This is a genomic window from Maritimibacter alkaliphilus HTCC2654, assembly GCF_000152805.1.
Lineage (GTDB): Bacteria > Pseudomonadota > Alphaproteobacteria > Rhodobacterales > Rhodobacteraceae > Maritimibacter > Maritimibacter alkaliphilus.
Window position 1 is genome coordinate 1,922,697 of record NZ_CH902578.1, and the last position, 19,973, is coordinate 1,942,669.

22 protein-coding genes are annotated in these 19,973 nt (G+C 64.8%); 11 read left to right on the plus strand and 11 right to left on the minus strand.

The window, feature by feature from the left end:
* The first annotated feature begins 88 nt into the window (after window positions 1–88).
* The 4 genes from uvrC (at window position 89) to RB2654_RS10375 (ending at window position 3,626) form a co-directional block, all read left to right on the plus strand.
* Window positions 89–1,975: an excinuclease ABC subunit UvrC gene (gene uvrC / locus RB2654_RS10360; protein ID WP_050771954.1), complete on the plus strand. Its 1,887-nt coding sequence runs from the start codon at window positions 89–91 to the stop codon at window positions 1,973–1,975.
* 296 nt (window positions 1,976–2,271) lie between these two features.
* The gene (gene pgsA, locus RB2654_RS10365; protein WP_008331192.1) at window positions 2,272–2,943 is read left to right on the plus strand and encodes a CDP-diacylglycerol--glycerol-3-phosphate 3-phosphatidyltransferase; all 672 of its coding nucleotides are present in this window, start codon (window positions 2,272–2,274) and stop codon (window positions 2,941–2,943) included.
* A complete protein-coding gene (gene moaD, locus RB2654_RS10370) occupies window positions 2,936–3,184 on the plus strand; it encodes a molybdopterin converting factor subunit 1 (protein WP_008331193.1) in 249 nt (82 codons plus the stop codon). The genes pgsA and moaD overlap by 8 nt, the downstream gene beginning before the upstream one ends.
* Before the next feature lies 1 nt (window position 3,185).
* Window positions 3,186–3,626, plus strand: coding sequence for a molybdenum cofactor biosynthesis protein MoaE (locus tag RB2654_RS10375; RefSeq protein WP_008331194.1), 441 nt, complete (start codon window positions 3,186–3,188; stop codon window positions 3,624–3,626).
* Window positions 3,627–3,629: 3 nt separating this feature from the next.
* Here RB2654_RS10375 and RB2654_RS24065 read toward each other — a convergent pair whose 3' ends face one another.
* The 5 genes from RB2654_RS24065 to ubiA all read right to left on the minus strand — a co-directional run bounded on the left by RB2654_RS24065 (window position 3,630) and on the right by ubiA (window position 8,505).
* Window positions 3,630–4,340, minus strand: a complete 711-nt coding sequence (locus RB2654_RS24065; RefSeq protein ID WP_083783376.1) for a hypothetical protein — start codon at window positions 4,338–4,340, stop codon at window positions 3,630–3,632.
* Window positions 4,341–4,388: 48 nt separating this feature from the next.
* Window positions 4,389–4,739 carry a diacylglycerol kinase family protein gene (locus tag RB2654_RS24070; RefSeq protein ID WP_040884703.1) on the minus strand — a complete coding sequence of 117 codons (351 nt, stop codon included), beginning with the start codon at window positions 4,737–4,739 and terminating at the stop codon, window positions 4,389–4,391.
* Complete coding sequence (locus RB2654_RS10395) at window positions 4,736–5,062, minus strand: hypothetical protein (protein ID WP_008331196.1); 327 nt, start codon at window positions 5,060–5,062, stop codon at window positions 4,736–4,738. The genes RB2654_RS24070 and RB2654_RS10395 overlap by 4 nt, the downstream gene beginning before the upstream one ends.
* A gap of 6 nt (window positions 5,063–5,068) precedes the next feature.
* The gene (locus tag RB2654_RS10400; protein ID WP_008331197.1) at window positions 5,069–7,462 is read right to left on the minus strand and encodes an OmpA family protein; all 2,394 of its coding nucleotides are present in this window, start codon (window positions 7,460–7,462) and stop codon (window positions 5,069–5,071) included.
* 65 nt (window positions 7,463–7,527) lie between these two features.
* Window positions 7,528–8,505, minus strand: coding sequence for a 4-hydroxybenzoate octaprenyltransferase (gene ubiA / locus RB2654_RS10405; RefSeq protein WP_008331205.1), 978 nt, complete (start codon window positions 8,503–8,505; stop codon window positions 7,528–7,530).
* 11 nt (window positions 8,506–8,516) lie between these two features.
* Here ubiA and RB2654_RS10410 point away from each other — a divergent pair, with 11 nt between their 5' ends.
* Genes RB2654_RS10410 through RB2654_RS10425 form a run of 4 tightly spaced genes read left to right on the plus strand, consistent with a single transcriptional unit; the run spans window position 8,517 to window position 12,014 of the window.
* Window positions 8,517–9,242, plus strand: a complete 726-nt coding sequence (locus RB2654_RS10410; RefSeq protein WP_008331207.1) for a 16S rRNA (uracil(1498)-N(3))-methyltransferase — start codon at window positions 8,517–8,519, stop codon at window positions 9,240–9,242.
* Window positions 9,242–10,081, plus strand: a complete 840-nt coding sequence (locus RB2654_RS10415) for a GNAT family N-acetyltransferase (protein WP_008331209.1) — start codon at window positions 9,242–9,244, stop codon at window positions 10,079–10,081. Before RB2654_RS10410 ends, RB2654_RS10415 begins: the two co-directional genes overlap by 1 nt.
* Window positions 10,078–10,614 (plus strand): hypothetical protein, encoded by a 537-nt coding sequence (locus RB2654_RS10420; RefSeq protein ID WP_008331211.1) that lies wholly within the window; start codon window positions 10,078–10,080, stop codon window positions 10,612–10,614. The genes RB2654_RS10415 and RB2654_RS10420 overlap by 4 nt, the downstream gene beginning before the upstream one ends.
* A gap of 29 nt (window positions 10,615–10,643) precedes the next feature.
* A complete protein-coding gene (locus RB2654_RS10425; protein ID WP_008331213.1) occupies window positions 10,644–12,014 on the plus strand; it encodes a glutamate--cysteine ligase in 1,371 nt (456 codons plus the stop codon).
* Here RB2654_RS10425 and RB2654_RS22400 read toward each other — a convergent pair.
* The gene (locus tag RB2654_RS22400) at window positions 12,011–12,748 is read right to left on the minus strand and encodes a CPBP family glutamic-type intramembrane protease (protein WP_008331215.1); all 738 of its coding nucleotides are present in this window, start codon (window positions 12,746–12,748) and stop codon (window positions 12,011–12,013) included. The genes RB2654_RS10425 and RB2654_RS22400 overlap by 4 nt on opposite strands.
* A 105-nt stretch (window positions 12,749–12,853) precedes the next feature.
* The gene (locus tag RB2654_RS10435) at window positions 12,854–13,348 is read right to left on the minus strand and encodes a PaaI family thioesterase (protein ID WP_008331217.1); all 495 of its coding nucleotides are present in this window, start codon (window positions 13,346–13,348) and stop codon (window positions 12,854–12,856) included.
* Between the two features lie 73 nt (window positions 13,349–13,421).
* Here RB2654_RS10435 and RB2654_RS10440 point away from each other — a divergent pair, with 73 nt between their 5' ends.
* The gene (locus tag RB2654_RS10440; RefSeq protein WP_008331231.1) at window positions 13,422–13,901 is read left to right on the plus strand and encodes a MarR family winged helix-turn-helix transcriptional regulator; all 480 of its coding nucleotides are present in this window, start codon (window positions 13,422–13,424) and stop codon (window positions 13,899–13,901) included.
* On the opposite strand, the gene RB2654_RS10445 is transcribed toward RB2654_RS10440, so the two are convergent.
* From RB2654_RS10445 to RB2654_RS10455, 3 genes are all read right to left on the minus strand, one after another.
* Window positions 13,898–14,365 (minus strand): GNAT family N-acetyltransferase, encoded by a 468-nt coding sequence (locus RB2654_RS10445; protein WP_008331233.1) that lies wholly within the window; start codon window positions 14,363–14,365, stop codon window positions 13,898–13,900. The genes RB2654_RS10440 and RB2654_RS10445 overlap by 4 nt on opposite strands.
* A 199-nt stretch (window positions 14,366–14,564) precedes the next feature.
* The gene (locus RB2654_RS22895; RefSeq protein WP_008331234.1) at window positions 14,565–15,623 is read right to left on the minus strand and encodes a CHC2 zinc finger domain-containing protein; all 1,059 of its coding nucleotides are present in this window, start codon (window positions 15,621–15,623) and stop codon (window positions 14,565–14,567) included.
* A gap of 176 nt (window positions 15,624–15,799) precedes the next feature.
* Window positions 15,800–17,431, minus strand: coding sequence for a long-chain fatty acid--CoA ligase (locus RB2654_RS10455; RefSeq protein ID WP_008331235.1), 1,632 nt, complete (start codon window positions 17,429–17,431; stop codon window positions 15,800–15,802).
* Between the two features lie 127 nt (window positions 17,432–17,558).
* Between RB2654_RS10455 and curA the strand changes: the two genes are divergently transcribed.
* Window positions 17,559–18,596 (plus strand): NADPH-dependent curcumin/dihydrocurcumin reductase, encoded by a 1,038-nt coding sequence (gene curA, locus RB2654_RS10460; protein WP_008331237.1) that lies wholly within the window; start codon window positions 17,559–17,561, stop codon window positions 18,594–18,596.
* Window positions 18,596–19,369: an SDR family NAD(P)-dependent oxidoreductase gene (locus RB2654_RS10465; protein ID WP_008331239.1), complete on the plus strand. Its 774-nt coding sequence runs from the start codon at window positions 18,596–18,598 to the stop codon at window positions 19,367–19,369. Before curA ends, RB2654_RS10465 begins: the two co-directional genes overlap by 1 nt.
* Before the next feature lie 153 nt (window positions 19,370–19,522).
* On the opposite strand, the gene RB2654_RS10470 is transcribed toward RB2654_RS10465, so the two are convergent.
* Window positions 19,523–19,927: a MerR family transcriptional regulator gene (locus tag RB2654_RS10470; protein WP_008331241.1), complete on the minus strand. Its 405-nt coding sequence runs from the start codon at window positions 19,925–19,927 to the stop codon at window positions 19,523–19,525.
* Window positions 19,928–19,973 lie beyond the last annotated feature (46 nt).

Here is a 19,973-nt window from a genome sequence, read left to right on the forward strand (position 1 = left end):
GACTTATCCCCAGATTCTGTGGACGTGTTTCCTCTTGTCGCCGCCACGCTATCATTGCAGCCAAAACGGGAATCAGCGAGCAGTCCGGATGAGTGAGTCAGCACCAACAGAAATGGGGATCGACGGGCTTCGCGGTCACGCCCTGATCGCGCGCTACGTGCGGCAGTTGGACAATTCCCCCGGCGTCTATCGGATGCTGGATGAGACGGGGCGCGTGCTTTACGTCGGCAAGGCCAAGAGCCTGAAGAACCGCGTCACGAACTATGCGAACCGCACCGGCCACTCGGCCCGGATCGCGCGCATGATCTCGCAGACGGCGAGCATGATGTTTCTGACGACCCGGACCGAGACCGAGGCGCTTCTGCTCGAGCAGAACCTAATCAAACAATTGAAGCCGCACTTCAACGTGCTCCTGCGCGACGACAAGTCCTTTCCGAACATTCTGGTCACCAAGGACCACCCTTACCCGCAGATCAGAAAGCACCGCGGCGCGAAGAAGACCAAGGGCGCCTATTATGGCCCCTTCGCCAGCGCCGACGCGGTGAACCGCACGCTGAACCAGCTGCAAAAGGTCTTCCTCCTGCGCAACTGCTCGGACAGCATGTTCGAAAGCCGCACCCGGCCCTGCCTGCTTTACCAGATCAAACGCTGCGCCGGTCCCTGCGTCGGCAAGATCTCGGAAGAGGGGTACGGCGAACTGGTGGGCGACGCCGAACGGTTCCTGTCCGGCAAGACCACCAAGGTGCAGTCGGAACTGGCCGCCGAGATGCAGGCGGCTTCTGAAGCGATGGAGTTCGAGCGCGCGGCCGTGCTGCGCGACCGGATCGCGGCGCTGACCAAGGTGCAGTCGTCGCAGGGCATCAACCCGCGCGGCGTGACCGAGGCCGACGTGATCGCGCTCCACATGGAAGGGGGGCAGGCTTGCGTGCAGGTGTTCTTCATCCGCGCGAACCAGAACTGGGGCAACCGCGACTTCTACCCCCGCACCGGCGCGGGCGCGGGCGCGGACGAGGCCGAGGTGCTGCGCGGCTTCATCGGCCAGTTCTACGACCAGAAGGAGCCCGCGCGCCTTCTCCTGCTCTCGCACGACATCGAAGAGCGCGAGTTGATGTCCGAGGCGCTGGCCGAAAAACTGGGCCGCAAGGTCGCGATCGAAGTGCCGCAGCGGGGCGAAAAGATGGAACTGGTGTCCAATGCCGCCCGCAACGCCCGCGAGTCGCTCGGGCGCAAGCTGGCGGAAACGGCGACACAGGCGAAACTGCTCGCGGGCCTCGCCGAAGCTTTCGATCTGGACGAGGCGCCGAAACGGATCGAGGTCTACGACAACTCTCACATCCAAGGCGCGCACGCGGTCGGCGGGATGATCGTGGCGGGCCCCGAGGGCTTCATGAAAAGCCAGTACCGCAAGTTCAACATCAAAGGCGAAGACCTGACGCCCGGCGACGACTTCGGCATGATGAAAGAGGTTCTGACCCGCCGCTTCAAACGCCTGCTCAAGGAAGACCCGGACCGCGAAAGCGACGCGTGGCCCGACCTTCTGCTGATCGACGGGGGCGCGGGGCAGGTCTCAGCGGTGAACGAGATCATGGAGGACTTGGGCGTCGAGGATATCGCGATGATCGGCGTCGCCAAAGGCGTGGACCGCGACCACGGGAAAGAGGAATTCCACAGGCCCAAACAGCGACCCTTCGCGCTCAAACGCAACGATCCCGTGCTCTACTTCGTGCAACGGATGCGGGACGAGGCGCACCGCTTCGCCATCGGCACCCACCGCGCCAAACGGACCAAGGCGATCAGCGCCAACCCGCTGGACGACGTGCCCGGCGTCGGCGCGGGCCGCAAGAAGGCGCTGCTCGCGCATTTCGGCTCGGCCAAGGCGGTCACGACCGCGTCGCTTTCGGACCTCAAGGCGGTCAAGGGAATCTCCGCCTCGCTGGCGGAAACGATCTACGGGCATTTTCATGAGAATGGCTGACGGAACCTTCCCCGTGGGTAAGGTTTTCTCCATATTAACAATGACTTAACGCGTCGCACGTTCCGGCGCTGCGCGACCCGCCCTCACATTGGCCCAAGTCTGGCCGAACATACATCCGAGGGGGTCGCCACTGCTGCGCCATTTGTCCGCCCCGCCGGGCGCCCCTTCCCCTTCTCTGTTTCAAAAATACTTCGGGGAGCGCGAGGGGCAGCGCCCCTCGCACGGGTCGGCCCGGGCGCAAGCCCGGGACGAAAGCCTCCTTCCCCCCGGCCCTGCCCCGCGATACACCTTCCATCATGAGATGGACGATCCCCAATATCCTCACCATCGGACGCCTGATCGCAGTCCCGCTTCTGCCGATCATGTTCCTGTTTTTCGCCCGCCCCTGGGCGGACTGGTACGCGCTGATCGTGTTCATCGTGGCCGCGGTCACGGATTACGTCGACGGCTACCTCGCCCGCGCGTGGAGCCAGGAATCGAAGTTCGGCGCGACGATGGACCCGATCGCGGACAAGGCGCTCGTCCTCACCGCGCTACTGGTCATCGCCGCCTATTCCGGCCTCGCCGTCTGGATCGTCCTGCCGTCGGGCATCATCATCTTCCGCGAGGTCTTCGTTTCGGGCCTGCGCGAGGCGCTGGGGGACAAGGCCCGCGCGCTCAAGGTCACGCAGATCGGCAAGTGGAAGACGACGGTTCAGATGATCGCGCTCACGCTTCTCTTCGCCAAGGGCGTGTTCGAGCATTACGTGGGGATGCAGAGCTTCGGCATGGATGACGAGTTGTTCGATCAGATCCTCGACGGCGAGGTGACCGATCACCTCGGCCTCGGCTGGAAGACGACCGGGATGATCTGGTCGGGCAACGCGGGCGTCATTCTCTTGTGGATCGCCGCGCTGCTCACCGCGATTTCCGGCTGGGACTACTTCCGCAAGGCCTGGCCGTTCCTGAAGGAGGCTGACGATGCTTGACGTGATGTATTTCGCTTGGGTCCGTGAGCGGATCGGTGAGCCGCGCGAAACGGTGGCGACCGAGGCCGCGACCGTGGCCGATTTGGTCGAGGAATTGAAAGCGCGCGAGCCGCGATACGAAGCTGCCTTCGCCGACCTGTCGGCCCTGCGCGTGGCACTGGATCAGGAGCTCTCCGATTTCGACGCGCCGCTTGCGGGCGTACGCGAGGTGGCGTTCTTTCCCCCGATGACGGGCGGCTGACATGCCGATGATCCGGGTGCAGTCCGAGCCGTTCTCATTGGGTGACGAGGCCGAAGCATTCGCGAAGGGGCGCACCGACACGGGCGCGGTCGTGACCTTCACCGGCATCGTGCGCGACACCGGCGGCATGGCCCGGATGGAGATCGAGCATTATCCCGGCATGACAGAAAAGGCGATTTCGGGCATCGTGGATCAGGCGATGGACCGCTGGTCGCTGGACGATGCGCTGGTGATCCACCGCTACGGCAGCCTCGCCCCCGGCGAACGGATCATGATGGTCGCCACGGCCAGCCGCCACCGGGTCGCGGCCTTCGAGGCGGCGGAGTTCCTGATGGATTACCTCAAGTCCCGCGCGCCGTTCTGGAAGAAGGAGTTCGGTCCTGACGGCGCCGAATGGGTCGCCGCCAAGGACGAGGACGAGGACGCGCTGTCGCGCTGGTGACGTTCACCGAATCTCAAGCCCTGTGGCGCAATCATGGCGCCCATGTCGACGCGAATACTTTATTCCTCCGGTGCCTTGCGCGCCACGATGACCGGGCAATCGTCCGAGCGCGTCATGTTCACCTTCGACCATTGGCGGCGTGATCGGCGCGGCATGGCTCCGCCGCCCTCCGGCGCGCCGTTCACCACGCGGGGGTTCGCGCACATCCACGTCTCGACGGCCCGGAACGACTGGTTTCTCGCGCCTGACCTTGCCGCGCTTCTGACGACGCTCGCGGGGGTCGCCGCGCATTTTCCGGTGCGGGCCGGGCTTGGGTTTTCGATGGGCGGCTTCGGTCTTTTCGCCGTATCGCGGGCGGTGCCGCTGACGCAGGCTTTGTTCGTGTCTCCGCAGACCACCTGCCGCCCCGACCTGCCGCTGGATCATGCCATCGAGGATGGTCGGTTCCCGCAGGATCTGGCCGATCCGGTCTTCGCCTGCGAGGCGGATCATGTCATCCGCCACACCCCGCCGTCTGATGCGGCCTGCGTGGTTCTGTTCGACCCGACCCTGCCGTTCGACGCGCGCCATGCTGCCGAGGTCGCCCGGGGCTTCGTCGCGCCGCGGCTGGTGCCGATGCCGGGCGCGGGCCACCCGGTCACCGATGCGCTGCCGCCGACGCGGGCGTTCGGGACCGTCGCGCGAGCGGCCTGTGCGCCGGGCGTCGCAGAGCATTTCGTGACCCAGGCTTTCGCGCGTTTCAGGCGCAACCCGGCTAAGGCGCTATTGGAACAGATACGGCCAAAAGGTGAGGAGGCCGACGAGGACCGCCGTGATCGCAGCCACGAGGACCGCCCCCGCCGCCAGATCTTTCGCAATGCGGATCCCTTCGGCCTGCGCGGGGTGCAGGGTGTCGGCAAGGGTTTCGAGCGCGGTGTTCAGGATCTCGGCGATCCAGACCAGCGCGATCATGGCGACGATCCAGCGCCAGTCGTCGCCGTCTAGGCCCAGCCAAATCGCCGCCCCCATCGCAATCGCCGTGGCCAGCAGGTGAATCCGCGCGTTGGGTTCGCGCATCATGATGTGAGCCAGACCCGCGAGCGCATGTGCAAGGCTCGCAAGGCGGGATCTCATCCCGCGTTCATCCGCTCGATATAGGCGCGCAGCTCCTCGGCCTCCTGCCGGGCGGCCCGCAGGCCGTCCATCGCGGCGCGAAGCTCGGCCTCGGTCTGGTGCTGCTGGTTCGACAGTTCCGCTTCGCGTTGCTGGAGGTAGGTGATCGCCTGATCCCGCGTCTCTTCGGCGTCATGAAGCGCCTGTGCCATGCGGTCGAGTTCGCCCATCTCGGCGCCGGAGACCCGCGTGAACCTGTGGATGAGCCAATGGGCGAACCACCCGAGCGCAAATGCTATGAAAAGAATGATCGCCGTGACGATGATGAACTCGGCTCTGTTCATGTGTCCCTATCCCTCGCGCTCCGGTCTGGGCGGGGCGCGGACCCCTTCCAGCTCCGGGTGCACCACGGTCGGTGGCGACAACGCTTCTTCGCTGACTGTCTCAGTCTCTGTGGTTTCGTCAACCCCTTCCCCGGGGGTCTCGTCCGCCGCGTTGGCCGCGGTCTCGTTCGTGGTTTCTTCGTCCGCCGATGCGGTCTCGTCCGCCGCGTCAGGGTCTTCGCCCTCGGTGGTCTCGGCCACCTCTTCCGCCTGCGTCGCGCCGTCGTCCGTTTCATCCGTGCCCGGCTCGGTGTTGGCGGTTTCGGGGGCGGGTGCCTCGTCGCCGGTCGGCTCCGTCGCTCCCTCGGCGGCCGCGTCTTCGACGTCGTCCTCGGGCGCAAGGGCGGCCGCCGTTTCGGCATCCATGCCTTCGGGCGGTCCGTCGTCGCCGGCGACGTATTCCTCGTCCTCCGGCGGCACGCCTTCGTCACCGGTCTCGTCGGCCTCTGCGGTGTCTTCCGCGTCGGCGGCGGTCGGGCGCGGGCGGGGGCGAATGTCGCCCAGCGGCCCGTCATAGGGCGTGCCTTCGATCAGCGGTTCGCCATCGAGCTCGCGCTGTGAGATGAGCCGGAATTCGATGCGGCGGTTCGCCTCGCGCCCCGCTTCGGTGTCGTTGTCGGCAATCGGCACCTCTTCGCCATAGCCGTGGGCAACGATGTTGGAGGTGAGGATGCGGCGGGCGAGCAGCGCGTTCAGAACCGAATTCGCGCGCTGTTGCGACAGGGCCTTGTTGAGTTCTTCCGAGCCTTGGCTGTCGGTGTGACCGCCGATCTCCATCGGCACCTCGGCACAGTCGCGCAGAACATCGGCGATCTTGTCGATGGTCGCCGCCGCCGAAGCCTCGATCTCGACCGAACCGGGCGCGAAGGTGATCTTGGAGCCCGCGATGGTCTCGTTGATCATGGCGACGCATTCCTCGGGCGAAGGCAGCGATGCGATGGGATCGAGCGCCTCGTCATAGCTGACGTTCACGCGGTAATCCTGCGCCTCGCCCAGCTTTTCCGAGAGCAGGCGCGAAATCTCGGTGTTGGCGTTCGGGTCGCCGGTCTTGCCGCGCAGTTCCACCAGTTCCGGCTGGACGATGGCCACGCCGTTGTCGAGGTAAGACAGCGCCTCGACCGCCGCGAGGACGCGCACGGACCAGCCGCGCGGCAGGTTCTCGTCCAGACGCGCCGCCATATAGACCTTGTCCATTCCGAAGCGCGCGCGGGCGACGCTTTCGGTGATCGTGCGTTGCTGTTCGTCGCCAAGACGACCGCGAAGCTGGACCTGCCCTTCCGGGCTGAGGGTCGCGGAAAATTCGGGCCGCCCTTCACCTTCGGTGGATTCGGCCTGTGTCTTGGTGGCGTGGAGCGAAAAGACATCGGGCAGATCGGCTTCGAGTTCGCCCACCACGCGGTCGAAATTCTGCTGCTCGACGCTCGCGGGCGCGACGAGGGTCACGTCGGCATCCGAGAAGGTGATCGTGCCCGCGCCCATTTCACGCACGGCGCGCACGCCGCGCGACACCGCGTCCGGCCAGTCGGGCGAGGGCACGCCAAGGCCGATGGTGCAGGTCGGGCGCCCCTTGACGCCCGATGCGATCCCGGCGGCGACGATCTTGACCCGCCCCGCCTCGGTCCCGGCCGTGCAGGCATCGAAGCGCGCGCCCTGATCGTCGATGACGAACCGGGTCGTGAAGGGCGTGATGACGGGCCGAGGGGCCGAGATGTTCATCGCCACCCGCAGACCGCCCGGTGCGGCGCGTGCAAGATCGCGTTCCCATGTCGTGCGCTGTTCGGCGCTGTCGGCAATCGCCTCGATCGTCACGCGCGAGGCATCCATCGAAATCTTGGCGCGCGGCAGACGTTCGAGCGCGACGAGCGCGAAGTCGAGCGCCGAGGACCAGTTTTCGGGCACGTCGTAATCGGCGGTTTCGAGAAGGTCGGCCACGTTCTTTTCCGGCGCGATCCGGCGCACGCGGGCATTCAGCGCCTCGCGGTCGGTGGCGTTCGGAATGAGCCCGATCATCGAAATGCCGCCGTCGTTGCGCAGGATCTCGACCGAAAAGCGCGGCGGTTCGATCCCGGCGGCGTTCGGCACCTCCATCTGGTCGATCACGCGACTGGAATCGACCTCACCCCCGGCGATGGAGATTGCGCGGAACCGGTCGGATTCGGTGGGGGCCATGCCCGACAGCACGAGTTGCAGACCATCGGTATGGACATTCGCCCAGTCCTGCCCGCCGAGGATCAGGGCCTGTTCGACCGCAGCCTTGGACACCCGCTCGATCACGTTCACGGAACTGAACGCCGCCACCAGCGCAAGCAGGGCCGCGAAAAGGAAAACCCCGGGAATGATCAGGACTTTGGAGAATTTCATGCCGGCAGGATGGTATCCGTTATGACGTTGCAGGCTTCATTAGGGCTGTTTCCCGCGAGGTGCAATCAAAGGAAAAGTGCGACGGCAAGAAACGGCACAGGGATCAGCCCGGCATTCCGATTCGAGCGGAAAAGCATGAGGCAGGTGTCGGGATCGTCCATCTCGAGTTTGCGCATCTGCCAGGACAGGTGCCAACCCATCGCCCAAGGCGCGGCAAGCGCCACGACCAGCGCCAGCGGGCTTTGACCGGGCAGGTAGGCGGTGATGATGGCCAGCGTCATGAGCGCGACGCAGCCCACCAGAAAGGCAAGCAGCCAGCGCGGCGTATTGTCGCCGAAGAGCCGGGCGGTGGATTTCACCCCGATCAGCGCGTCGTCCTCTTTATCCTGATGGGCATAGATCGTGTCGTAAAACAGCGTCCATGCCATGCCGGCGAGATAGAGCGCGACGGCGGGCCAGGCGAGCGTGCCGGTGTGTGCGGCGAAGGCAAGGAGCGCGCCCCAGTTGAAGGCGATGCCCAAGAAGATCTGCGGCCACCACGTAAAACGTTTGGCGAAAGGGTAGATCGCCACCGGGGCGAGCGCGACGATGCCGAGGATGATGGCCGCCGTGTCGAAGGTGATGAGGATGAAGAAGGCGATCAGCGCCTGCACCACGAGCCACGCCAGCGCCTGAGGCACGCTCACCGCGCCCCAGGGAATCGGGCGGGACCGGGTGCGCGCGACCGAGCCGTCGATGTGGCGGTCGGTGATGTCGTTCCAGGTGCAGCCCGCGCCGCGCATGAGCGTGGCCCCGATGGCGCAGCCCACGGCGATCCAGAGGTCATGCCAGCTCGCACGCCCGTCGAAGCCCATGCCCAAGAGCAGACCCCACCAGCACGGCAGCAGCAAAAGCCATGTGCCGATCGGTCGGTCCAGACGGCTGAGGCGGAAATAGGGGCGCAGGGGCGCGGGCGCATACCTGTCGACCCAGTTGCCGGTATAGGCATCGGCGACCGTGCCGCTGCCGTTCGCTGCCTCTGGCGTCCCGTTGCCTGTCGCCATAACGTGCCCCCATGATCGAGCGTGCCAAAATCCGGCTCTTTGTAGACGAGTCCCTGCGCGAAGGGCAAACCATTCCCCTCGAACGCGACAAGGCGCATTACCTGTTCGGCGTGATGCGGCAGGCGGTGGGCGACCGCGTGGCGCTGTTCAACGGGCGCGATGGCGAGTGGACCGCCGAGGTGACGCTGGCGGGCAAGCGAAACGGGGTGCTGACCTGTCTGGGTCAGGCCGCGCCGCAACTGGACCCGCCGGACCTGTGGCTGATGTTCGCGCCGATCAAGAAGGCGCGCACGGATTTCATTGTCGAGAAAGCCGCCGAGATGGGCGCGTCGCGCATCGTGCCGGTACTGACGGAGTTCACCAATTCCGAACGGGTGCGCGTGGATCGGTTGCAGGCCCATGCGGTCGAGGCCGCCGAGCAATGCGGCGGGACATTCGTGCCGGAAGTGGCGGAGCCGGAAAAGCTGGACCGGCTGCTCGATGGCTGGGACGGGGCGCGGCGCCTGATGTTCTGCGACGAGGCTCTGGCGGGCGAGAACAAGCCCTTAAGCGGCGCGGCCGGCGCGCCCTGGGCGATCCTGATCGGCCCAGAAGGCGGGTTTTCGGATGCCGAGCGCAAACGCCTGCACGGGATGGAAAGCGCGGTCTCCGTCAGCCTCGGCCCGCGCATCCTGCGCGCCGATACGGCAGCGGTGGCGGCGATGACCCTGTGGCAAAGTGCGCTGGGGGACTGGTGATGCGGCCCGCCATCGCCACCGATATTCCCGCAATCGAGGCGTTCCTGTCCGATCACGCGGCGACGACGATGTTCCTGCGCGCGAATCTTGCGCGCCACGGCCTGATGAACCGGACGCATCCGCACGGCACCGCCTATTACGTCGAAGGCGAGGAGGCGGTGACCGGGGTGTTCGGCATATCGAACGCCGGGTTCGTGATGGGGCAAGGCAACGACTGGCGGGGCTTTGCCCGCGCTATCGCGGGGCGCGAGGTGATCGGGCTGAATGGTGCCAAGGATCAGGTCGAGGCTGCGCGAGCGGAGTTCGATTTCAAGGGCGCGGATTTCGCGCTCGACCGGGACGAGCCGCATTTTCGGCTGTCGTTGGACAGGCTGGACGAGGGCGCCCTCGGCCCCCAGACCCTTCGCCCGACGGTGCCAGCGGACCTTTCGCTCCTGACCCGCTGGAACGCGGCCTATACCATCGAAACGCTGGGCGCTGACGACGGGCCGGACAACGCGGCCGAAGCGGTGGCGCGGTCGGAGCGCATGATCGCCGAGGGTTATGGCCGCATCCTGATGGAGGGCGACACGCCCGTCGCGATGACCGCCTTCAACGCGGAACTGCCGGACATGGTGCAGATCGGCGGGGTCTATACACCGCCCGCGTTTCGCGGACGGGGATATGCCCGGACCGCCGTCGGGCGGCATCTGATCGAGGTGCGTCAAGCAGGCGTGCGCGAGGCGATCCTGTTCGCCTCCGGCGAGGCGGCCTGCCGCGCCTATGCGGCCATCGGGTTTCAGCGCATCGGGGTCTATACGCTCGTCATCCTGCGCACCGCGCGAAAGGTGGCGGCATGAGTTTCCTGCGGCCCGAAGCCCTGAACGGCCTTGCGCGCTGGCGTGATGTTCTGATCGGTGCGGCGGTGGCGCTTGCCGGGCTGCGCTGGGTGCTGGTGGGCGTCGGGCTGATGCCGTGGATCGGTGTCGCCGTCACGTTGCTGGGGGCCGTGTTTCTGTGGACCGGGTTCCAACGCGCCCGGTTTCGCACAGGATCGGGCGGGCTTGGCGTGGTCGAGGTGGACGAGCGCCAGATCACCTACCTCGCCCCGGTCGGCGGAGGCATCGCGGCGATCGACGCTCTGACACAGGTATCGGTGGTAGCGAGCCGTGCGGGCGGCGCGTTCTGGCGCTTCGACATGGCGGGCGAACGGCTGTCCGTTCCCGCCGCCGCAGAAGGGGCGCGTGCGGTGTTCGACGTGCTCACCGCCCTGCCCGGCGCCCGGATCGAAACCGCCATCCGCGCACTGAACCAACCGCCCGAGACCCCCGTCACGATCTGGCGAAAGGGCCCGGCGGGCGTTGACACCCCCCGCGCAATCGAACACTCGTAAACTCCGAGACAGTTCAGAGGCAGCGTTTCATGTCCATTCCCCAGTCCGGCGGCGGGCCGATCACCGACCAATCCCAGCTCGCGGGCTACCTCGAGGCGGGGTGCAAGCCCAAGGACGACTGGCGGATCGGCACCGAGCACGAGAAGTTCGGCTATTGCAAGGACACGCTCAAACCCCTGCCCTACGACGGGGAACGGTCGATCCGTGCGATGCTGGAGGGCCTGCGCGACACCTATGGCTGGGCGCCGGTCGAAGAGGGCGGCAACCTGATCGGGCTGGAGAAGGACGGCGCGAACGTGTCGCTGGAGCCGGGCGGGCAGTTGGAGCTCTCCGGCGCGCCGCTTGAGACGATCCACCAGACCTGCGACGAGGTGAACGAGCACCTGCGCGAGGTTCAGGACATTGCCGACCGGATCGGGGCCGGGTTCATCGGTCTGGGCGCTGCGCCCGAATGGACGCACGAAGACATGCCGATGATGCCTAAGGGGCGGTATCGGCTGATGACCGACTACATGGGCCGCGTCGGCACCCACGGCACGCAGATGATGTACCGGACCTGCACGGTTCAGGTGAACCTAGACTTCGCGTCCGAGGCCGACATGGTGCAGAAATTCCGGGTGGCGCTGGCGTTGCAGCCTGTCGCGACGGCGCTGTTCGCCAATTCGCCGTTCTTCGACGGCAAGCCCAACGGCCACAAAAGCTGGCGCTCGCGGGTCTGGCGCGGGCTGGACGATGCGCGCACCGGGATGCTGCCTTTCGTGTTCGAGGACGGCATGGGGTTCGAACGCTACGTGGACTATGCGCTCGATGTGCCGATGTATTTCGTCTACCGCGACGGCAAGTATATCGACGCTTTGGGTCAGTCGTTCCGCGACTTCCTGAAGGGTGAGCTGCCTGCCCTGCCCGGCGAAGTGCCGACGCTTTCGGACTGGGCCGATCATCTGACGACGATTTTCCCCGAGGCGCGGATCAAGAAGTTCATGGAGATGCGCGGGGCCGACGGTGGCCCGTGGCGGCGGATCTGTGCGCTGCCCGCGTTCTGGACCGGGATTATGTACGATCAGTCCGCGCTGGATGCGGCGTGGGATCTGATCAAAGGCTGGGACGCGGAGACCCGTGAGGCGCTTCGGGTGGCGGCATCCGAGGACGCGCTGGATGCCGTCGTCGGGTCGATCAGGATGAAGGATCTGGCGGCGCAGGCGCTGGAGATTTCACGGGCGGGCCTCAAGGCACGCGCGCGCCCGGCTTCGGGCGGGATGATCCCTGACGAGCGCCATTTCCTCAATACTCTGGAAGACAGTGTCGAGGACGGGCGCACGCCGGCGGACGAGTTGCTGGCGCATTACCATGGCGATTGGAACGGCGATCTGTCGAAGATCTACGGCGCCTATTCCTATTAGAACAGGCTGAGACCGATCCACAGACCGGGGTGGGAGGCCATGTGCGCCATCATCCCGGCCTCGAGCCCGCGTTTCCAGTAGAACAGGCCGTAAAGCACACCGAGCACGGCGTTGAGCAGGATGGTGCGGATCGCGATGGCGGCATCCAGCGGGGCGGTCACGGCCATCGCGGGCAAGTGGCCGAGGCCGAAGAGCATGGCCACGACGATGACAAGCATGGTGCCAAGGACCGAACCGGGCACACGGCCCGACAGTTTCCACGCGGCCCAGAACATGAGCGTCAGCAGCCCGTATCGCAGCATCAGTTCCTCGACGATCCCGCCATAGGTGATCGCCGCCAGCCCTTGCATCAGGGTCGGCAGAGCCGTTCCCGGCGTCTCTCCCCCGCTGTAGACATGGTAGAACCACCGATCCGCCAGCGCGATCAGGATGCCGCCGACGAGGCCCGCCGCGACGGGCAGGACGGGGGACGGGAACCGCGCGGGTTCGCCGCGCAGCCGGGCCGTCAGCCATGAGGTGAGGCCCACGCGGTGCGACAGCCCCACACCCGCTGCCGTTCCGGCGGCCAGAAGCATGAAAGGCTGTGTGATCGCCAGCAGCCGCAGCACGGGGTCGGGAAGGTCCGGTGCCTCCGGCAGACCCTTGAGGAACGTCAGGTCGATGGTCGCGGCGAGCGCCAGCAGACCCATCGCGCCAATGGCGATCCACGCAAAGAAGGGCTTCTGAAACCACATGGCGCGACCCTGCCCCGCCACGCGCGGGGGCGCAACCGAAAGGGCGGCGCGCTCGGGCGCCGCCCTCCGGTGGACAGGCTCCCCTCAAGGGAAGGAGAAGGGGGCCTAGCCGCCGATCGGTTGGATGAAACAGGTGGAGGTGCCGAGCGCGATGACCTTGCCATCCCGGCTTTCCACCCGCCCCTCGACATTCGCGACCCGTTTGCCGCGCGTCTGCACGGTGGCGATGGCGCGGACCTGCCCGGTGCCGGGCATCATGGGCCGCACGAATTTGACGCAGGTGTCCATCGATACGAACCCCTCGCCCGGTGCGCAGGTCGTGTGGACCGCGCAGCCCAGAACGCTGTCGAGCAGCGCCATGGCCCAGCCGCCGTGCACGGTGCCCAGCGGGTTCATATGCGCGGTCGTGGGCTCGCCCCGGAACTCCGCCATGCCCTCATCCGCCTGATGGATCCAGAAATTCATCGTCTCGGCAATGGTCGGCGCGGCGATCTCGCCCGCCATCGTGGCGCGCATGATGTCGAGCCCGGACATGCCGATGAGCTTGCCCATATCGGCGGGGCCAGCGTTGATGTCGGGTCTTGGCACTTCGTCGAACATGGCCTAATCTCCAAATAGATGCATATGCATCGGATCACATGCATATGCATCGAGTCAATGAGGACGTAACGGCATGAGCACAGACCTGTCCGAAGACATGACTCCGGAACTGGCGGAACTTCTGACCGGGAACTGCTACTGCCTTGCCGTCCGCCGCGCCTCGCGCCGGATGGTGCGGCTGTACGATGCGGCGCTGGCCGAGCGGGGTCTGACGATCTCGCAACTCGCCATGCTGGCATGGGTCAAGGGCCTGCGGACCCCGACCGTGCAGAAGATCGCGGATTACATGGAGATGGACCAGTCCGCCGCGTCACGCGGGATCAAACCGCTGGAGCGCGACGGGCTGATCGCCAGCGCGCCCCACCCGCGCGACAAGCGCAAGTCGGTGCTGGCGCTGACGGAGGACGGCGAGGCGCGGCTGGCCGCAGGTGCCGCTGCCTGGGCCACGGCGCAACGGCAGGTGGAGGCCGAGATGACGCCGATGGGCGGGCTTGCGTCGTTCATCGGTGAGGTGAACGCGCTGGCGCAGAAGGCGGACGAAACGCTGGGCTAGGCGGGCTGACGCCCTTCGAGGTCGAGCCGCATGGTCGCCATACCGTGACGGCGCGACAGTTCCTCGTACCCGGCGGACAGATAGGCGTTGAGCGCGGGCGCGTTGTCCAGCTCGACCTTCAGCGTCAGGGTCAGCGCGCCAAGGTCCAGCGCCGCCTGTTCGACCCGTTCGTTCAGTTCCGCCGCCGCCCCGCCGCGCGCCTCTTCCACCAGATAGACGTAAGTGAGGTGGCGCACTTCAGGCCCGATCCCTTCGCGCAGGGCGAAAAAGCCGACGTCCCGGCCCGCGTCATCCTCGAGATAGAACGACACATCCTGCCCCTCGCCCAGCCATTTGCGCTGCCACTCCATCTCGTCGAACGGGACTTTCGCATTGGGATTGAGGAGCGGGATATCCGCGTCGGGCAGCATCTGTTCCAGAGGGGCGAGATCGCGGGAGCGGTTGCGGCGCAGGGTGAGAGGCATGTGTCCTTCCTTCGGCTTGGCCCGGCGCGGGCCGGGGGCTTGGTGAAAGGGGCGTGGGTGGCATAGGGCGGTGGGGTGGGTCAACCGGGGGGGCCAAAGTGCATGATGCTACACATTGCACAAAGGTCAACTTGGAGCCCGGTTTGACCGATGCTGCGAGGCGCACGAGTAGCCGCTTTCGCGTGGCGGTTCGTCAAAATCAAGGCTTCTCGCCGACCAGACCTTGAAGACGCGACGAGAGTTGATTTTCCAGAACTCCCAAACCTTCTGAGTTGTTCAGATAGGTCAGGTATCGATGATGGCGCAGATCAAACGGCACGTCTTCGCTATTCTGAGTTATTGGAATAACAGGTTTTCCCCAGGCGTGTGCGATCCCAAGTTCGTAGAACACGTTTTCATTGCGACCGGTTAGATCACATATGACCACAGCCGAATGGTTGATAAGCTCAAGTATGTCGTTGATTAGGACCGAGTTGTTCCAAACCTCATCAGCGCGCTTTGCGGGGAGCGGCGTCGTTTCGCATGATCGTTTGATTGCGTCGTAAACTTGTCCAAACCGGCCTCCAAAGGGCATCATCACACCGATTACATCGTTTCGCGATCTAACAAAATTGTAACCCAGACTACGTTTTGCGGCGGAGAATGCCACTGCATCGGTCGCGGCTTGAGCTTCGATCGAAAACTTCTCTTCAATGTAGGTGCGTAATTTCTCGATTGAGCCATCACCTGCATCATCCATCCGAGTAATTAGGTCCAAGACGTTTCCAGGGTAATCTGGGTCACGCCAACTCAAGCTTCTAAGAAGACGACTGTGATTGCGGATTTGGTTTGTCCAGCCAGACAGCACACCAATTTCGAGAAAGTTTTCTTGGTCAAAATTCTCAACAATGAGGTCTTTGAGTTGAAGTAGGTTTAGTGGTTCCGCTGAATGGCTCTCGTCATCGTTCGATGCGAGCTCATCGTCCATCCCACAAATGAATGCCAGCTGTCTCACAGCTTGCATGAAGCTGATGCCACGTTTTTCTTTGAGAAAAGAAACAACATCGCCCTTTGCATGACATCCAAAGCAATAATAGAAGCCCTTCCGATCATCAACATGGAAGCTTGCTGTTGTTTCTTCGTGAAATGGGCAAGGTGCCCAATAGTCTCCTTTTTCAGGATTACTTTTCCGCATATCCCAACGAACCCAACGCGAAGTTACGTCAGTGAGGGAAATGTTATCTCTAAGGCGATCCAAGTAACCGGGCGGAAGTGACATCAGCTTTCATAGAGCAAAGAATTAATGACCAATTCGGGATTGAGATCGTTGATTTCTGCGAGATATGCAAGAGCGGACCTTGAACCAGAAAGTTCCAAAGACCGCTCCGTCCGCTCAGCTGCCATCCGCTACACACCCCCGCCCCCGCAGTCCCCCGCGAGGGCGCCCGCCACCCCTCAGGCCACCTCTGGATGCTTATAATCCGCCAGCTGCTTGCGCAGATTCAGCTTTGACACCTTGCCGGTCGCGGTGAGCGGGAGGTCTTCGACCCAGATCACGTCGTCGGGGAGTTGCCATTTGGCGAAGTGCGGCTCCATCGTATTCCGGATTTCGTCCAGCGACGGGCGCTCGTCCCCTGCCGCCACGGCGACCAGCACGGGGCGTTCGTCCCATTTCGGGTGGGCCACGCCGATGGCCGCGCAGTTGGCGATACCCGGGTGGGAAAGCGCGGCGCTTTCGAGGTCGATGGAGGAAATCCACTCGCCGCCCGATTTGATGAGGTCCTTGGCGCGGTCCTGAATGGTCAGGTAGCCGTTGTCGTCGATGCTGGCCACGTCGCCGGTGCCGAACCAACCCTCGGCGTCGATCGCCTTGGCGCTGGCTTCCTCGTTCTTGAAGTAGCCCGCGACGATGGCATTGCCGCGCACGTAAAGCTCGCCGATGGCCTTGCCGTCGTGGGGCTGGCGGTTGCCGTCCTCGTCCACGATCTTGAGTTCCACGCCATAGACCCGGCGGCCCTGCCGGGATTTCACGTCGATCATCTCGTCGAACGGCAGGTCGCGGACCTTGGGCGGCTGGACCCCATGCGTGCCGATGGGCGACATTTCGGTCATGCCCCAAGCGTGGTTGACGTTGATCCCCAGCTTTTCGAATTTCTCGATCATCGGGCGCGGGGCGGCGGACCCGCCGATCACCACGTCGCCGAACCCTTCGGGCGCACGGCCTTGCTTCTCGATCTCGCCCAGCAGGCCCATCCAGACCGTCGGCACACCCCAAGCGGAGTAGACCTTTTCCTGATCCATCAGCTTGAACACGCTCGGACCGTCCAGACCGGGACCGGGCATGATAAGGTTGATACCGAGGATCGGCCCTGCATAGGGCAGACCCCAAGCGTTGACGTGGAAGAGCGGCACGACAGGCAGGACATTCGTCCCCTGCCCCAGCGCACCGCCCATGACGGCGGCGACCATAAGCGCGTGCAGCACGGTCGAGCGGTGCGAATAGAGCGCGCCCTTGGGGTTGCCGGTCGTCCCGGAGGTATAGCACAGCGCGGCGGCTGTGTTTTCGTCCAACTCCGGCCAGTCGTAGGTGGTCTTTTGCCCGTCAAGGAGGTTCTCGTAGATCAGAACGTCGAGCGGCGTGTCGGGCATGTGATCGTGGTCGGTCATCACCACGACGCGCAGATCCTTCGGAAGCTGGTCGCGCAACGCCGCGATGATCGGGAGGAAGGTGGTATCGACGAAGATCACCTTATCCTCGGCATGATTCACGATATAGATCATCTGCTCGGCCGAGAGGCGCGGGTTGATCGTGTGGCACACCGCCCCCATGCCCGAGATCGCATAGTAAAGTTCGAAATGACGGTGGCCGTTCCACGCGAGCGTCGCGACGCGGTCGCCCTGCTCGATTCCCAGCGCATGAAGGGCGTGGGCAAGCTGGCCGACCCTTTTGTAGGTTTCGCGATACGTGGCGCGGTGCGTGTCGCCTTCGGTCCGCACCGACACCATTCCGGCGTCGGGATGCGCTTCGGCGGCGTAATCCAGAATAGAAATGATCGACAACGGCCGATTCATCATCATGCCTTGCATGAGGCTCCTCCCTTTCGGTTGCCACGCCCGGCGCTCGTGCGGCACCTTGGTTTACGTGGCGTTTTACCTTGCGAAACTCAGTTTCAAAGCCAAGTATCCGCAAGACTCGGGAGGAAGGAAAGCACAAATGTCTGTCACCGCAAAACGGATCGTTCTGGCCAAAAGGCCGAAGGGCGAAGTCACGCCGGAGAACTTCCGGCTCGAAGATTACGAAGTCCCCGACCCCAAGGCGGGCGAGGTGGTGGTGCGGGTCACCGCCCTGTCGCTCGACCCCTACATGCGCGGACGGATGGACGACGCGAAAAGCTATGCCGCCCCGGTCGAGGTCGACGCGGTCATGGAGGGCGGCACGGTGGGCGAGGTCATCGCCTCGAACGCCGACGGGTTCGCCGAGGGCGACGTGGTCTTCGGCATGACCGGGTGGTGCGACCACGCGGTGATGAGCGCCAAGGCGCTGACCAAGGTGCCAGCGGGGGTGCCGCCGACCGCCGCGCTGGGCGTTCTGGGGATGCCGGGGTTCACCGGCTGGCACGGGCTGACCGATATCGGCAAACCCAAGGCGGGTGAAACGGTTGTGGTCGCTGCCGCCACCGGCCCCGTGGGGTCGATGGTCGGACAATACGCCAAGCACTTGGGTCTGCGGGCCGTGGGCGTCGCGGGCGGCCCGGACAAATGCCGCCATGCGGTCGAGCATTTCGGGTTCGACGAATGTCTGGATCACCGCGCCTATGCCGACGGGAAAGAGATGCGCAAAGCCATCGCCGAGGCCTGCCCGGACGGGGTCGACATCTATTTCGAGAACGTAGGCGGCAAGGTGCTGGAAGGCGTGCTGCCCAACATGAACACCTTCGGGCGCATCCCCGTCTGCGGCATGATCGCGTGGTACGATCTGGGCGGTCTGGGGATGGGCGACGGCCCCGGCAAGGACCAGTTGCCGCGTGCTTGGCGCACCATTCTGGTGAACCGGCTGAAGGTCGAGGGCTTCATCATCACCGACGGCTGGCACCGGCTGAACGAGTTTCTGGGCGAGGTCGCGCCGCTTGTCGCGAACGGCACCATCAAGTTCACCGAGGACGTGGCCGAGGGGCTGGAAAACGCGCCCGAGGCCTTCATGTCGATGCTGAAGGGTGGCAATTTCGGCAAGCAGATCGTGAAGATCGCGTGATGCATTCGCTGTTCGATCTGACGGGCCAGACCGCGATCGTCACGGGGTCGACCAAGGGGATCGGCAAGGCCATCGCCTTCGCCCTGGCCGAGGCCGGGGCGAACGTGGTGATCTCGTCCCGCAAGGCCGACGTTTGCGACGCGGTCGCGGCCGAGGTGAACGCGCGGGGCGGCGGCCGGGCGGTCGCGATCCCGGCCAACGTGTCGAAGGACGAAGACCTCGACCGATTGGTGGCCGAGACCGAAGCGCAGTTGGGACCGGCGGATATTCTGGTTCTGAACGCGGCGGTGAACCCCTATATGGGCCCGTTCCTCGACACGCCCGACGATGCGTTCGACAAGACCATCGCGGTGAACATCCGGGCGAACATGCAGCTTGCCAAGCGGGTGGTGCCGGGGATGCAGGCGAAGGGCGGCGGCGCGATCGTGATCGTGTCGTCCATCGCGGCCTTCAAGGGGTCGAAGATGCTGGGTATCTACGCGGTGACCAAGGCCGCCGACACACAGATCGTACGCAATCTGGCGAGCGCCTATGGCCCCGACAACATCCGGGTGAACGGAATCGCGCCTGCGGTGGTGAAGACCGACTTCGCCCGCGCGCTTTACGAGGACCCGGAGCGCGAGAAACAGGTGTCGGCGTCCTATGCTCTGAAACGGCTGGGTGAGCCGGACGACATCGCGGGGGCGGCGCTGTTCTTTTCCTCCCGCGCCGGGGCCTGGACGACGGGGCAGACGCTTATCATCGACGGGGGCTGGTCGATCGAAGAAAGCTGAGAGGGCGCGGGTGGCGTTGTGGTCGCCCGGGTTTCGCGTGGCGTCAGGATACTAGAATACTAGGATTCTAGTATCCTTAGCGCGTCGATTTTCGCTTCGTTTTCAGCACCTTAACCCGGCACCAATCCGCCGGCCCACCCCGCCGTTAACCTTTCAATGCTCGTGATCGCACTGCCGATGATCCCCGAACGCTTCGAGGATATTGCAGTCGTGCCCCGGCCCTCCGTCGCAGGCTTCGACGATCCGCAGAAGTTCCGCCTCCAGCCGCCTGAGCCGCGCGATCCGGGCGCGGATGTCCGACAGGTGGGTCTCGGCGATATCGTGAGTCTCAGCATGATTGGCAGGGTCCAGCGCGACCAAGGCCCTGATCGCGTCGAGCGACAGCCCCAGATCGCGCGCGTGGCGGATGAACCCCAGACGCTCCAGCCCGGCGCGGGAATACCTGCGCTGGTTCCCCTCGGTCCGCTCGTCGGCCTCGATCAGCCCGACGCCCTCGTAATACCGGATCGTCGGCACCTTGACCCCGGTGGCATGGCTGAGTTCACCAATCGAATACATGAAAATTACCTCTTGAACCTCTAGTCGCTAGAGGAATTATTTAGGG